General features: G+C 43.4%; 14 protein-coding genes and 1 pseudogene. 9 read left to right on the forward strand and 6 right to left on the reverse strand.

Annotated elements, in window-relative coordinates:
* Nucleotides 1-49: 49 nt before the first annotated feature.
* The gene (locus ON01_RS04075) at nucleotides 50-982 is read left to right on the forward strand and encodes a manganese-dependent inorganic pyrophosphatase (RefSeq protein WP_010529722.1); all 933 of its coding nucleotides are present in this window, start codon (nucleotides 50-52) and stop codon (nucleotides 980-982) included.
* Nucleotides 983-1,031: 49 nt separating this feature from the next.
* Here the strand turns inward: ON01_RS04075 and menC are convergent.
* Nucleotides 1,032-2,145, reverse strand: a pseudogene (menC, locus tag ON01_RS04080) (o-succinylbenzoate synthase).
* Between the two features lie 131 nt (nucleotides 2,146-2,276).
* On the opposite strand from menC, the gene mscL reads away from it, so the two are divergent.
* From mscL to ON01_RS04095, 3 genes are all read left to right on the forward strand, one after another.
* A complete protein-coding gene (mscL, locus tag ON01_RS04085) occupies nucleotides 2,277-2,708 on the forward strand; it encodes a large-conductance mechanosensitive channel protein MscL (RefSeq protein WP_010529725.1) in 432 nt (143 codons plus the stop codon).
* Nucleotides 2,709-2,774: 66 nt separating this feature from the next.
* Nucleotides 2,775-3,374 (forward strand): Dph6-related ATP pyrophosphatase, encoded by a 600-nt coding sequence (locus ON01_RS04090; protein WP_010529726.1) that lies wholly within the window; start codon nucleotides 2,775-2,777, stop codon nucleotides 3,372-3,374.
* 5 nt (nucleotides 3,375-3,379) lie between these two features.
* On the forward strand, nucleotides 3,380-3,934 hold the full coding sequence (locus ON01_RS04095) for an SLOG family protein (RefSeq protein WP_010529727.1): 555 nt from the start codon (nucleotides 3,380-3,382) through the stop codon (nucleotides 3,932-3,934).
* Nucleotides 3,935-4,072: 138 nt separating this feature from the next.
* Here the strand turns inward: ON01_RS04095 and betB are convergent, their stop codons facing one another.
* On the reverse strand, nucleotides 4,073-5,542 hold the full coding sequence (gene betB, locus ON01_RS04100; protein WP_010529728.1) for a betaine-aldehyde dehydrogenase: 1,470 nt from the start codon (nucleotides 5,540-5,542) through the stop codon (nucleotides 4,073-4,075).
* 302 nt (nucleotides 5,543-5,844) lie between these two features.
* On the opposite strand from betB, the gene cudC reads away from it, so the two are divergent.
* A complete protein-coding gene (cudC, locus tag ON01_RS04105; RefSeq protein WP_010529729.1) occupies nucleotides 5,845-6,405 on the forward strand; it encodes a choline uptake/conversion transcriptional regulator CudC in 561 nt (186 codons plus the stop codon).
* A 17-nt stretch (nucleotides 6,406-6,422) separates the two neighbouring features.
* Nucleotides 6,423-7,322, forward strand: a complete 900-nt coding sequence (locus ON01_RS04110) for a glycine betaine ABC transporter substrate-binding protein (RefSeq protein ID WP_010529730.1) — start codon at nucleotides 6,423-6,425, stop codon at nucleotides 7,320-7,322.
* A gap of 179 nt (nucleotides 7,323-7,501) precedes the next feature.
* On the opposite strand, the gene ON01_RS04115 is transcribed toward ON01_RS04110, so the two are convergent.
* The gene (locus tag ON01_RS04115) at nucleotides 7,502-7,687 is read right to left on the reverse strand and encodes a hypothetical protein (RefSeq protein ID WP_010529731.1); all 186 of its coding nucleotides are present in this window, start codon (nucleotides 7,685-7,687) and stop codon (nucleotides 7,502-7,504) included.
* Between the two features lie 242 nt (nucleotides 7,688-7,929).
* Between ON01_RS04115 and ON01_RS04120 the strand changes: the two genes are divergently transcribed.
* Nucleotides 7,930-8,562 (forward strand): YczE/YyaS/YitT family protein, encoded by a 633-nt coding sequence (locus tag ON01_RS04120; protein WP_050901105.1) that lies wholly within the window; start codon nucleotides 7,930-7,932, stop codon nucleotides 8,560-8,562.
* A 68-nt stretch (nucleotides 8,563-8,630) separates the two neighbouring features.
* A complete protein-coding gene (locus ON01_RS04125; RefSeq protein WP_010529733.1) occupies nucleotides 8,631-8,783 on the forward strand; it encodes a small acid-soluble spore protein P in 153 nt (50 codons plus the stop codon).
* Between the two features lie 412 nt (nucleotides 8,784-9,195).
* Here the strand turns inward: ON01_RS04125 and ON01_RS04130 are convergent, their stop codons facing one another.
* From ON01_RS04130 to ON01_RS04140, 3 genes are read right to left on the reverse strand one after another with little or no spacing between them, the layout of a single operon-like run.
* The gene (locus tag ON01_RS04130; protein ID WP_010529734.1) at nucleotides 9,196-9,417 is read right to left on the reverse strand and encodes a twin-arginine translocase TatA/TatE family subunit; all 222 of its coding nucleotides are present in this window, start codon (nucleotides 9,415-9,417) and stop codon (nucleotides 9,196-9,198) included.
* A 26-nt stretch (nucleotides 9,418-9,443) separates the two neighbouring features.
* Entirely contained in the window at nucleotides 9,444-11,180 is a 1,737-nt protein-coding gene (locus ON01_RS04135; protein ID WP_010529735.1) for a GMC family oxidoreductase, read from the reverse strand.
* Nucleotides 11,181-11,205: 25 nt separating this feature from the next.
* Complete coding sequence (locus ON01_RS04140; RefSeq protein WP_010529736.1) at nucleotides 11,206-11,952, reverse strand: gluconate 2-dehydrogenase subunit 3 family protein; 747 nt, start codon at nucleotides 11,950-11,952, stop codon at nucleotides 11,206-11,208.
* A 627-nt stretch (nucleotides 11,953-12,579) separates the two neighbouring features.
* Here ON01_RS04140 and ON01_RS04145 point away from each other — a divergent pair.
* Complete coding sequence (locus ON01_RS04145) at nucleotides 12,580-13,365, forward strand: HAD family hydrolase (protein ID WP_010529737.1); 786 nt, start codon at nucleotides 12,580-12,582, stop codon at nucleotides 13,363-13,365.
* Nucleotides 13,366-13,496: the final 131 nt, after the last annotated feature.

Raw genomic sequence — 13,496 nt, forward strand, 5'->3', positions numbered from 1 at the left:
ATAATCTTATAGATGGGATAAAGGAAACTTGTTTAAAGGAGTAATGGATATGAGCAAAACATTAATTTTTGGACACAAAAGTCCCGACACAGATACGATTGCATCTGCATTAGTATATGCTGATCTAAAAAATACACTCGGTTTCGATGCACAGCCTGCACGTTTGGGTGAGGTCAGCAAGGAAACACAATTCGCACTCGATTATTTTGGTGTGGAAGCACCGATGTATATCGAAAAAGTGGATGAGAGTGTCGATAACGTTATTTTAGTGGACCACAATGAATTCCAGCAGAGCGTTGATAACATTAACGATGTGCGCATAGCTGAAGTGATCGATCATCACAAGGTATCCAATTTTGAAACGAAGGAACCGCTCTATTTCCGTGCAGAGCCTGTCGGATGTACAGCGACAATTTTAAATAGGATGCATAAAGAGAACGGCGCGATTCTTTCCAAAGAAAACGCCGGATTGCTGCTGTCTGCGATTATTTCTGATACATTGCTGCTGAAATCACCGACATGTACAGCAGCAGATATAGAAGCGGCGCATGAATTGGCGGAGATTGCCGGTGTGGACCTTGAAACGTATGGCCTTGATATGTTGAAGGCCGGTGCTGACTTAAGCGACAAATCAGCACTTGATCTGGTGACAATGGACGCCAAAGAATTTACGATGGGCGATGCGAAAGTTCAGATCGCACAGGTGAATGCGGTTGATACAAGCCAGATTTACGAATCACAGGCAGCCATTGAAAAGGAAATGGAACAAATCATTAGTGACAAAGGACTGGAATTGTTCCTGTTCGTGACAACTGATATTTTGGAAAATGATTCAGACGTACTGGCATTAGGCAGTGCAAAAGGCAACGTTGAAAAAGCATTTGACGTTACTCTTGATGAAAATAACCGTTCCCTGCTGAAAGGCGTCGTCTCCCGTAAAAAACAGATTGTAACAAATCTGACGGATGAATTTACGAAATAGTATGATTGAAAAATCCCTGCATACACGGCTGCAGGGATTTTTAATCTCTTTAAATGTCGAAAACTTCTTCATCTACTGTAAATGCCTCCAGAGCCTCGTCATCAATTTCATATCCGATGCCCGGTTTGTCAGGTACGGTTATGACGCCATCGTTAACCGTGACTTCAGGTTTGATGATATCCTTTTTCCAATACAGCGATGAGCCCGCAGTATCCCCGGGCAGTGTGAACTGGGGCAAGGCGGCCAAGGCGATGTTATGTGCACGGCCTACTCCTGCTTCAAGCATGCCGCCGCACCAGATGGCAATGCCGTTATCCCGGCATAGATCGTGAATCTGTTTTGCTTCGGTGAGGCCGCCAACCCGTCCGATTTTGACATTGATGATCCGGCAGCTTTTCAGTTCGATTGCCTTTTGAACATCTTCCACTGAATGGATGCTTTCATCAAGGCAGATGGGCGTTTTGATAGCGGCCTGAAGCTTCGCATGATCAATAATATCGTCATGTGCCAGGGGCTGCTCGATCATCATCAGATCCAGCTCGTCCAGCTTTTTCAGCTGATTGATATCTTCGAGTGTATAGGCTGAATTGGCATCAGCCATAATCGGTGTGTCGGGGAAATGGGTTCGGGCTTCACGCAGCACCTCATAATCCTACCCCGGCTTAATTTTCATTTTGATCCGTTTGTATCCCTGATTCACATGAATGCTGATTTTTTCAGCAGATCGCTCACGGTCGGCTGGATCCCGATGCTGATACCGGCATTTATTTGTGCCGGGGCGCCGCCGAGTGCTTCGGAAAGTGTAATGTTTTGCCGTTTAGCATAGAGGTCCCAGATAGCCCCTTCCAATGCAGCTTTGGCCATATTGTTGCGCTTAATCGGCTTGAATATTTTTTGAACATCATCCGGGTGGCGGACATCATTTTCCTGCAGTAATTTAATTAAAAAGTCTTTCATGATATGATGATTTGTTTCAACCGTTTCCTCCGTGTACCAAGGAGCGGGGAAGGCGACTGACTCGCCAAATCCGCGATTACCGCTGTGATCTATGGCTTCAGTGATAAAGAATTCTTTTTCCTGCATGGTTCCGAAACTTGTGGTGAATGGGTTGTTGAGGGTCATTCCAGCCGTCTGAGTTTTATTTGTTTGATAGGGATTGTCATGGTTTGAGCCTCCGGTTAATAGGTTCTGTTTGTAAGTTTACTATACGACACCATATATTTCATGAAATCAGGCTGTATGAATCGCTTCATATCAAACATAGAATAGTACAAGTCCGAAATGGAGGGAGAATATGTGGTCAGACTTTAAAGCATTTGCGCTGAAAGGTAACGTTCTGGATCTGGCGATTGCGGTCATCATCGGGTCAGCATTCGGAAAAATTGTCACATCACTTGTTGAAAATATTATGATGCCTTTAGTAGGTGTTTTGGTAAGCGGGGTGGACTTCACAAATTTAAAATATACGTTCAAAAATGCAGATGTGCTATATGGTGAATTTCTGCAATCTGTATTTGATTTCGCAGTCATTTCAATCTCCATTTTTATTTTCATTCGCCTGATTGGGAAATTTAGGAACGAAAATGACTCGAAAAAGGTGTCCAAGCCAGATAAAAAAGAAAAATTGCTCACAGAAATCCGTGATCTATTAAAAAACGAAAATCAACAGGAAGTGAAAAAGAAAATGATAGTTAATGTAAGCACAAGGAAAGACAGAGAAGAATAGTTTTTGAAAAATGCCTGTGCATCACGTAATATGATATTGAGTGATATTTTGGAGGGAGTGGATCGAATGGCTGAAAAAGTAGCTTTGTCATTCAGCGGCGGAAAGGACAGCTGTCTGGCGCTTTATTATTTGCAAAAGCAGGGCCTGCAGGTGGAGTGCCTGCTGACGACGGTCTGGAAAGAAAGTCAGGAAACGGTTGCCCATGATGAGAAGCGTGAACGCGTTTTGAATCAGGCAGATCGACTCGGCATCCCAGTTCATTTTATCAAAACTAATTTTAATACATATACAAATGATTTTATCTTTTATATCAACGAGATGAAGCAGCATTATGGTATTGATGGGATGGCGTTCGGTGATATTTATCTTGAAGGCCATCGCAAATGGGGCGAACAAGTCACAAAGGAAGCTGGTGTTGAGGCTGTCTATCCGTTATGGACGGATCAACAAAAAGTGATCCGCTTGCTGCGTGAATTTATGGTGCTTGGCTTCGAGGCTGAAGTAATCAAGGTCGATGCGGAAAAGCTGCCAGAAAGCTGGGATGGCCGGCGCGTTGATGAAGCATTTGTGAAAGATATTCTGACATATGAGGATGTCTGCCCAATGGGCGAATCGGGCGAATATCATACCTATGTGCGCGACGGGCCGATTTTCGGGAAGGAGTAAACATCATGAAAGTGCTGGCGGTAACAGGCTACAAGCCGATGGAGATAAATATTTTTAAGCACGATGATGAACGGATCGATATAATTAAAGCGGCAATCACAAAGCGGTTGATCGGTTTTATTGAAGAAGGTCTTGAATGGGTACTTATTTCCGGCAAAATGGGCGTTGAACTTTGGGCCGGGGAAGCAGCACTTGAACTGCGAGACCAATATGGGCTTAAATTTGCTGTCATTCCACCATTTGAAAATCAAGAAGAACGCTGGCCTGAGCCGATTCAGCAAGCTTATCAGGAATTAACGGCAGCTGCGGACTTTTTTCGGCCGCTTTATAAAGGTGGCTATAGCGGGCCGTATCAGTATCAGACAAATAACAAGTGGCTGATCGATAAAAGCGACGGCTGCTTGATGCTTCTGGATGAGGAGTTCCCCGGCAGTAACCGCTATTTTTATGATGAAGCCAGGCAAGTTGAAAACGATTATCCGATATATGTGATCACTCCTGCAGATCTCGAGGATATGGTGGAAGAAATGCGGATGACCGATCCGGATTATTGGGCGTGACTTGATTGAGCCAGATGACGAACAGCTGTCAAAATGCTAAAGTTCACATCTTCAACTCAGTCTCAGCCATAAAAAAGCAACTTGACATCATGCCAAGTTGCCCTCCTTAACCTTGTCATATTGCTTTAAAATGCGTGATTAAAACCAATTAACGGGTTCTGGCTTCAGATTTTGGAAAATGTGCTTGGTTTCCTGATATTCTTCCAGGCCTGTCTTGCCGAGTTCACGGCCGATGCCGGACTGTTTATAGCCGCCCCATGGTGCATGCGGGAAGTACAGGTTCACGTCGTTGATCCAGACAGTGCCCATCCGCAGTTTCGCAACACAGCGCTCGGCTTTGGCAATGTCATTGGTAAAGACACCGCCGGAAAGCCCGTAGATGGAATCATTGGCGAGACGGACCGCTTCTTCTTCGGTCGTGAATTTTTCCACGGTAATCACCGGGCCAAAGCCTTCATCCTGTACAACACGCATGTCACTCGTGCACCCCGTCAATATGGTCGGCAAATAGAAAAGGCCGTTTTGCAGTTCCGGATCGTCGGGGCGGCTGCCGCCAACAGCAACCGTTGCGCCTTCTTGTTTGCCGTTTTCAACATAATTGACCACTTTATTTAAATGGTCCTCAGAAATGAGTGGTCCCATTTGAGTTGATTCATCAAAACCGCTGCCAAGTTTGATGTTTTTCACACGGTCAACGATCGCACTGACAAAAGCATCATGAATGCTTTCTTCAATAATCAGACGAGTTCCCGCTGAACAAATTTGGCCGGCATGGAAAAATACGGCGTTCATCGCTTGGTCGACAGCTGTTTCAAAATCAGCATCGGCGAAGACAATATTCGGGTTTTTCCCGCCCAGCTCCAGTGCCAGATTTTTCACGTTCGAACTGGCTGCCTGCATGATCTTCTTGCCCGTATGAATACCGCCGGTAAACGAGATCAAATCGACATTGTCATTAGCCGAAAGTTCTGCACCAACGGAATCGCCGGGTCCGAGCACCAGATTGACAACACCTGCCGGAACGCCGGCTTCTGCCATTAATTCAAACACTTTAATTGACGTAAGCGGCGTGATTTCACTCGGCTTCATGACAAGTGTGTTGCCTGCTGCCAATGCCGGTGCCAATTTCCATGATGCCTGCAAGAGTGGATAGTTCCATGGCGTAATCTGGCCACAGACGCCGACAGGTTCATGAACCACCTTGCTGGTTGAATTTGGAATAGGGGATTCGATGATCTCGCCGCCGTCTTTATCAGCCATCTCAGCGAAATAACGGAACACACCAGCAATATCATCCATGTCACCAAGGCTTTCTTCAACTGTTTTACCGGTATCGAGTGATTCGAGCTCAGCCAATTCTTCGCGGTCGCGCTCGATCAAATCGGCAATTTTATGGACAATTTTTCCGCGCTCAGCAGCGGGAGTGGTTGCCCAATCTCCCTGATCAAAGGCTTTTCGTGCCGCAGTGATTGCAGCTTTTGTATCCGATTCATCACTCTCAGTGACTGTTGCAACAATCTTCTGATTAAAAGGGTTAATAATGTCACGGACGGCATCGGAATTGGATGTCACCCATGAGCCATCGATCAATTGTTTTTTGATGTCCATAGTAAACCTCCTTTGTAAATTAATTTTATTTAAAACTTATTTAACATTTTGAACAAGGATACTTTATCATGTCGATTTTGGTTTGTCAAAAGGAATAATTTTGGGAGTTAACACGGATCTTTCATACACAAATGTGCAGATGGTAAAAGAGTACATTCATGATAAGGGACAAAGCAACAACTGCAGATAGAAATTTAAAATAATTTCAATTGGCATTTGACATATTTCGTATATACGTTATGATTAATTTTGTAAAGAATATATTTAATGTATTAAATTTATTTAAAGCGAGGTGAACTTGAATGACTGGTTCCAACGATGAAATGGCGAAGGAAAAATTGGAACAGGCAAAAGGATACGTTATTGAAGCCATTGCCGAGACAATGGATGTATACGGTGTGACGCCTGCTGCCGGAAAATTATACGCCACCATGTATTTCGAGGATCAGATGAATCTTGACGAAATGCGGGAACAACTGGACATGAGCAAACCGAGCATGAGCACAAGCGTCCGCAAATTGCAGGAAATTGAAATGGTCAAAAAGAAATTCCAGCGCGGTTCAAGGAAACATACGTATGCGGCCGAAAAGAATTTTTTCAATACATTTATGTCCTATTTCTGCCAAATGTGGGACCGTGAAGCAAAAATGAATATTGAAGCCGTTAAACAGGCTGAGTTTGAATTGGACCAGATTTTTGAAGATGAAGATGTTTCGGAAGAATTAGTTGAAGAAGCACGAAGGATTTATCATCAGCTTGATCAGTCAAAAACATATTACCGCTGGCTGGAACGTTTGGTGGCAAGCATCAGGTCAGAGGAAATTTATGAATTTTTACCAGTACATCCAGATAATAATAAATAGGAGAGGATTATTCATCTATGAAGTTCATGAAAAATAAATTAGTCGTACTTGGACTGACATTAGTCGTTATATTGGCAGCATGTGGTTCAAATTCCGGTGCAGAAGAATCAGGAAATTCCGGCAGCGGCTCATCGGACAGCAAAGGCACGATTAATATGGCGCAGATCAACTGGGCGGAAAATATTGCCGTTACGAATATGTGGAAAGTTATCCTGGAAGAAAAGGGCTATAATGTCAATTTGAAAACGCTGGATATGGGTGTCATTATGCAGTCGTTGGCATCGGGGGATCTGGATATTAATCTGGAAGTATGGCTCCCGGTACAGGACAAGGCTTATCTGGAAGAATATAAGGATGAAGTTTTCTTCTCAGAGGCAACCTGGTATGACAACGCAAAAGTGGGTCTTGTTGTCCCGAAATACATGGAAGACATCAACAGCATTGAAGATCTGAACGCTAATAAGGAGAAGTTCGAGGGCGAGATTACCGGATTTGATGCAGGTGCAGGCACGATGGAAGTAACAAAAGAATTGATACCTGAATATGGTCTTGACTATGAATTGATACCAAGTTCCGAACCAGCTATGATTTCGGCCATTGGTGATGCCATCGAGAATAAGGAGCCGGTTGTTGCACCATTGTGGAGCCCGCACCGTGTTTTTTCGCAATATGATCTGAAATTCCTCGAGGATCCGAAAAATGTTTATGGACAGACCGAAAAGATCCATCATGCAACACGTCAGGGATTTGCTGATGATTTTCCAAAAGTGAGCGAATGGATGAAAAACTGGAAAATGGATGACGACGCAATCGGTCAGCTCATGACTTATGTAAACGATGCTGAGGAACCAATTGACGGTGCCAGGAAATGGGTTGAAGAAAATCAGGATCTGGTTAATGAGTGGATCACAGAATAACCTCAAATAGGTAGAAGGTTTTGTGGTTTCGCAATAAGTTTAATGCCAAAGCTTACACTAACTTCGCTAAAGTTCACAAAAGATAAAAGTCCCATAACGTTCATTAAAACAAAGAAAGGAAGCCTGCTGCGCTAAAGCACTGGGCTTCCTTTCTGTATATGTCATTCTGGAAGTAGATGTCACTGCCACATTGTATAGCTGACAGAATCAACACCCCAGTAAATTTCCTGTCCATTGTCACCATTCCGGTATTCATTTAGTGAATTGGATTGTTCAGATGGATTATACAATAAAAAGGCTAAAATTAAAGCACCTGCCATCAAAAGTCCTATTCCAACGAGATAATAAATTTGGTATCTGTTCATATAAGACCTCCCTTCAACCCTTACTGCAGTATATTGATGCAAGGGCGAATGTGTATAGGCGGGAAGGGCGGAAGTACCAAAATAGGCGTATGTCTGTGGGGAGCTATTTTGTTTCTTCTTTTAATAACCTTTGTTAGACTGTAATAATGGAAACGAAGAATATTTAAAGATGCTTTTTGCTGGTTAAAAAAGGCGGAAAGCTGATTTTCAATAAAGATTTGAAACAGAAAGGAAGTGGTATCATGCGGCTGATTCGTGCAGGTATTCATTATTATCTGACCGGTCTTATTATCCTAACGCTTGGCATTGCATTGACAATCCAATCAACAATGGGTGCTTCGCCGTTTGATGCGCTTCTGGTGGGGCTGCACCGGACGTTTGGACTGACGGTCGGCAGCTTTGAAATAATTGTTGGTTTAACAATGGTGCTGGGAAACGCCCTCGCAGAGAAAAAAAGACCGGAGTTTTTTGCCCTGATCACCTCGCTCGTCACCGGAATTGGGATTGACACGTGGCTGTTTTTGCTCGGCGATATTGTGACGCCAGGGACGTGGTATGGCAAATGGGCAGCGCTGTTATTGGGGACAATACTAATGGCGCTGGGCGTGGCATTTTATTTGCATTCGAAAATTGCTCCTAACCCGCTTGACCGTTCCATGCTGGTCATATCAAGCCTGACCGGCTGGCATGTTTCCTATTCAAGGGCAGCCATTAGCGTTGTGCTTGTTATCCTGGCAGCCAGCTTCGGCGGAGCAGTCGGAATCGGCACATTGATCAATGCATTATTTGGCGGCTTCATCATCAGCTTCTTTTTGCCATATGTGAAAATGATTAAAACAGGATTCCGGAAGCGCGGGGAGAACATGGTTTCCTGAACAAGTCCGTATAGATTTTGTTTCCTCGTTAAAAACTATGCGAGAAAGCACAAAGGAGGAAATGGAAAATGGGCGGAAAACCTAAAGGACCAAAGCAGCAGGAAAAACCGAACCTGCCTAAGAGCCCAAAACAGCCGTACGGCGAGCCTATGCAGGGATCCCACAAGGTAAAACAGCGTAACCATTCACGGCAAAAACAAAATCCACATCATGATATGTAACAGGTTGATCAAGATAGCACGCAATAAAATTGCGTGCTATTTTTGTGTGAGTGGCAGGGAATTTACTCTACGTTACCATAATCGCTATAGATTGCTAATAAAGTTTCTTATAGTCTCATCATAGCTCTAAATTTATTGGAATGTTGTGTTATCATGAAGTGAACTGGAGAAATCCAATAGAGGAGGGCTTCCATTTTATGAAGATCAGAAAAGCAGTTGAGCAGGATGCACCAGGTATTGCAAAAGTCCATGTTGACAGCTGGCAAAAATATTGTTCCTGATGAGTTTCTGGAAAATTTAAATCATGAAGATCGTACAAAACGCCAGTAAATGTCAGGTTCTGTTCAGCTAACAATCAGTGGGGATAAAGGAAGTCCCCCCACTGATTGAATTTTAACTTCTTCCGATCCTTTCAAGTAGACAGATCCCTGTCACTTTTCGGCGTTTCAGCTGGTTGTCTCATGTCAGATTCATCGTCGTGGTCACTCATCAGTTTGTTGGCGGAGCCTTTAAATTCCGATAGTGTCTGTCCAAGGGCACGCCCGATTTCAGGCAGTTTTCTCGGTCCAAATATAATGAGTGTGATGGCCAGAATGAGAATTAGCCCAGGAATGCCCATATTTGTTAAACTCATTGGAATCTCTCCTTTCCTCCTTAAGTTTAAGCAAGTTTACCATTTTTATTACGCTTAACCAGCTGGCCTTTTTCTTTCCGATATTTTAAAATGCCCTCTGCTGCACGATAGGCGAGAGCACCAACCGTTCCTGTTGGATTATAGCCGCCATTGTGGGCGAATGCCGATGCTCCAATAACGAACACATTATCAACATCCCACATTTGCAAATAGTTGTTCAATGCGGATGTTTCAGGATCTTCTCCCATAATGACGCCACCGGTGATATGGTCATTCTGGGAAGGGACGATGTCAAAATGATCCGTCAGTTCTTTTGGTTCTACAACTTCGGCGCCCATCTCTTCCAGAATCTCAGCACACCTTGCTGTGATATATTCATATAACGCATGGTCCTGTTCCGTGAAATCATACGTCATTCGCAGCAGTGGATTTCCAAAGCTATCCTTATACGTCGGGTCAAGACTTAAATAATTATTCTTGTGCGGCATTGAAGCCCCTTGTGATGTCACCGGTATGGAGCGGTTAAACCATTTGATCGACTCTTGTTTAAATTTTTTCCCCCAGCGTGGTATATCACCCGGGACTGCATTTTCGTTAATTGGTCTTTTACCCAGTTGCTTCATCGTTATCGAACCGCCGTGGATAAAGTCCAGGTCGGAATGGTCAAAGTTGTCATTATTATAGTCGTCCAGAGTTGTTCCAAGTGACCCGGCTCCCATAGCGGCGTTGAAATTGTCCTTAAAAAATCCGGTTGCGATAGCGGTAATCTGGTAGCAGTAATTTTTTCCTATGACACCTTTTCCTGTTGAGGGGTCATATGGACGGCCAAGATTGGATTGCAGGAGCAAGCGGCAATTATTCAATGTGTAACTTGTTAAGGCAACGACATCTGCCGGCTGCTCAAATTCTTCTCCTGTCTGGACATCCACATATCTTACACCTGTCGCCTTATTTCCATCATGGGTTATTCCTGTTACATAGGAATTTGTCCTAAGCTCAAAGTTACCCGTTTTCTGAGCGGTCGGAATAACGGTTACAGTCGGGTCGGATTTTGCTCCGTACTCACACCCGAACTTTTCACAAAATCCGCAATACTGACATTGGTTTAATGTCTGACCATCCGGGTTTGTATATTGTTCCGAAATATTAGCGGATGGCTGTCGGAATGGATGCAGTCCCAAGTTTTTGGCTGCTTCCATATACTGGTCAAGAATTGGCGTGCTTTTCATCGGTGGTGTTGGATATTCCTCTGTTCGCTCTGGTCTCAATGGATTAGGCTCCCCGCTTGTGCCAGCCATTTTTTCAAACTTGCGGTAGTACGGTTCCAATTCGTCGTATGTGATGCCCCAGTCTTGAAGCGTATATTCCTCAGGGAGTTTATTTTTACCGTATTTCTCATCTGTCATCGTCTTGATTTGAAAATCATAGGGTGCAAAAAACCATGTATCTCCATTCCAATGGACGCCTGCTCCGCCGACACCAGTTCCAATCAGAAATGCCCCAAATTGGCGCATCGGCAATGCACGTTCGTCCAGGTTATTTCGGAATGTAATTGTCTCCTGGGAAAGATCCTGCATTAGTTCATAACGGATTGCATATCTATATTCGTCATGAACCATCTGAAAATCTTCTGTTGACCTATCATCACCCCGTTCAAGACCAACAACTTTTACACCTGCTTTCGCAACTTCAGAGGCGATAATACCGCCCGCCCAGCCAACGCCAACCGTAACGACATCGACTTTGTCAAGCTTTTTCACCATTCTAATCCTCCTCGACTGTGCTTTTTTATGATTGATGATCCCCCAGTGATTTTGGTTCGACTTCAATAAATTCCTCGCTGCCGATTCGATTAATATAACTCATTTGACTGCCAGGGAAGTCCTTCATCTTCCAGCCCTGCATGTCAGCATTGCCGCCATATAGTGGGTCTGCATATGTTCCGGAAAGTGTCGCTGAGCGCAGCAAATCGAAAAAGTATGCTGAGCTGACATGTTTCAGTTTCACCTCATCATTCTCAAACTTTTTCAAGATTTCATCCTGCTGTTCGCCCTCTAAATCAACGAAGAACTTATCATGCTTGGATTTACTTTGATTCTCCAGTTCTCTGATTCCAGCCATGAAAATTGCATTGCGTTTCAGCGGTGTCTGAAATCCTTGATACTCAGTCCCTTCGAAAAATGGACCTTTTATATATTCTCTTTCGTTATTTCCATAGGATCCCGCCAGCTCATGATCGATAAAGTAGGGAGCACCCAACTCTATTGCTCCAGGTCCCAGTTCGTCCTTAGGATAAATCCTCTCACTTGCAGCACTTAATATTTGGAAATCGGATCGTCTGGTAAAAAATTTCAGTGCACGGTTATAATTAGTTGAATTATTCTCTTGGGACCTGTTTTCTGTGTCATCGAGGAAGTTGGTACCAATAAAGGTGCCAAGAATACCACCGCCAATAGCACCCCCAGCTACATAGCCCGAATTTCTTATGAATCTGCGGCGTGACATTTTATCATCTTGTTTTTCTTCATCAGCCATTTTTATCCCACCCTTCCATGTTTTAGCTATTATTATAATTACTAATATATCCAGTTTTTGTCACTTTATGCAGTACATAAATAAGAATGCTTTGCAGGGAGGATTTTTAGCGAATGAAGTCGAAATAGTTTAGTATCTATTGAAATGAGAAATGAATATGAAACATTATCGATATCCAATTATCAGCCGGGTTTGGAAGTTATGCCGCCCTGATTAAGTATGAGGATTGAGAAGTAACCAATCTATAGCGATTCCCTGGTCAGCTGTAGCGCATTCGTCTAATTGAATGAATCTGTTTTAATTCTCCTCTGAAAAGGAATAATACAAGTAACCAAAAGAAAGCGGAGGAGATTATATGAAGAAACTGATAAGGCGATTAATCAAATACGGGCCGATCATTTATCCGATGGTGCGGAAGTTTTTGAATAAACGGAAAAACAAACAGTATAACCGTTAACATAGGGGGGCTCCCACCTTACTAAAAAATGGCATGAATTTAACGTTCATGTCATTTTTTAATTCACGAAGATTATGACGCTTCCTCAAAGCTTTTAAATTAAATAGCCTATCAACTTTCACTGGAACATGATAATATAAATCTATCATTTGAAAAAAGGTGGTGCACATATGCTCAAAACTATCATGTTCGATCTCGATGATACATTGATTTGGGATGAGAAAAGTATTGATGAGGCGTTCAAGGCAGCGTGCAGGCTTGCTGCACAAAAAAGTGACGCTGACCCGAATTTATTGGAAACTAAGATTCGTGAACATGCGCAAAGCTTATTCGCCTCCTATGATACATATGAATTCACTGAGATGATCGGCATCAGCCCGTTTGAAGGATTATGGGGTGAATTTGATGATGAAGGGGAATCCTTCCGTCAGTTAAATGAAATTGCTCCGATATATCGGAAGGAATCCTGGGCGAAAGCACTAAAAGAAGCGGGAGTTGATGATCCGCAGCTGGGCTTAGAGCTTGCTGAGGCATTCCAGGAAGAACGACGGAAAAATCAGTATGTGTTTGAGGAAACATTTGATGTGTTGAATAAGCTGAGAGGGGATTACCAGCTTCTAATGCTTACCAACGGTTCCCCGGATCTTCAGCAGACAAAATTGAATATCACACCGGAAATAAAGCCCTATTTTGATCATATTGTCATTTCGGGAGCATTTGGAAAGGGAAAACCGGATCCATCCATTTTCGACCATGCATTGAGTCTGTTATCCGCAGAAAAAGATGAAGTGCTAATGGTGGGCGATAATCCGAATTCAGATATATTGGGCGCATCACGGGCTGGTGTGCAATCTGTCTGGATCAACCACCAAAAATATGAGATTGGTGATAACAATCCAACATTTGAAATCACAAGGTTAGAAGAGCTGTTGGAAGTGTTGGCGAAGCTGGATTGAGGTCAGAAATGGGGGGAAAAGATACGCGTTATCAGACATTGTGAAGCGGAAGGTCAGGCGTGTGAGGCGGTGCTGACAGATAAGCCGTGACACAAAAAAGCGCTTGAGACACTTCAAGCGCTTTTTTCAAA

The sequence above is a fragment of the Lentibacillus jeotgali genome (assembly GCF_000224785.1).
Classification (GTDB): domain Bacteria; phylum Bacillota; class Bacilli; order Bacillales; family Amphibacillaceae; genus Lentibacillus; species Lentibacillus jeotgali.

Coding starts and splice junctions, on each gene's coding strand:
- ON01_RS04075 (WP_010529722.1), top strand. CDS start 50: ATGAGCAAAACATTAATTTTTGGACACAAAAGTCCCGACACAGATACG.
- mscL (WP_010529725.1), top strand. CDS start 2,277: ATGTGGTCAGACTTTAAAGCATTTGCGCTGAAAGGTAACGTTCTGGAT.
- ON01_RS04090 (WP_010529726.1), top strand. CDS start 2,775: ATGGCTGAAAAAGTAGCTTTGTCATTCAGCGGCGGAAAGGACAGCTGT.
- ON01_RS04095 (WP_010529727.1), top strand. CDS start 3,380: ATGAAAGTGCTGGCGGTAACAGGCTACAAGCCGATGGAGATAAATATT.
- betB (WP_010529728.1), bottom strand. CDS start 5,542: ATGGACATCAAAAAACAATTGATCGATGGCTCATGGGTGACATCCAAT.
- cudC (WP_010529729.1), top strand. CDS start 5,845: ATGACTGGTTCCAACGATGAAATGGCGAAGGAAAAATTGGAACAGGCA.
- ON01_RS04110 (WP_010529730.1), top strand. CDS start 6,423: ATGAAGTTCATGAAAAATAAATTAGTCGTACTTGGACTGACATTAGTC.
- ON01_RS04115 (WP_010529731.1), bottom strand. CDS start 7,687: ATGAACAGATACCAAATTTATTATCTCGTTGGAATAGGACTTTTGATG.
- ON01_RS04120 (WP_050901105.1), top strand. CDS start 7,930: ATGCGGCTGATTCGTGCAGGTATTCATTATTATCTGACCGGTCTTATT.
- ON01_RS04125 (WP_010529733.1), top strand. CDS start 8,631: ATGGGCGGAAAACCTAAAGGACCAAAGCAGCAGGAAAAACCGAACCTG.
- ON01_RS04130 (WP_010529734.1), bottom strand. CDS start 9,417: ATGAGTTTAACAAATATGGGCATTCCTGGGCTAATTCTCATTCTGGCC.
- ON01_RS04135 (WP_010529735.1), bottom strand. CDS start 11,180: ATGGTGAAAAAGCTTGACAAAGTCGATGTCGTTACGGTTGGCGTTGGC.
- ON01_RS04140 (WP_010529736.1), bottom strand. CDS start 11,952: ATGGCTGATGAAGAAAAACAAGATGATAAAATGTCACGCCGCAGATTC.
- ON01_RS04145 (WP_010529737.1), top strand. CDS start 12,580: ATGCTCAAAACTATCATGTTCGATCTCGATGATACATTGATTTGGGAT.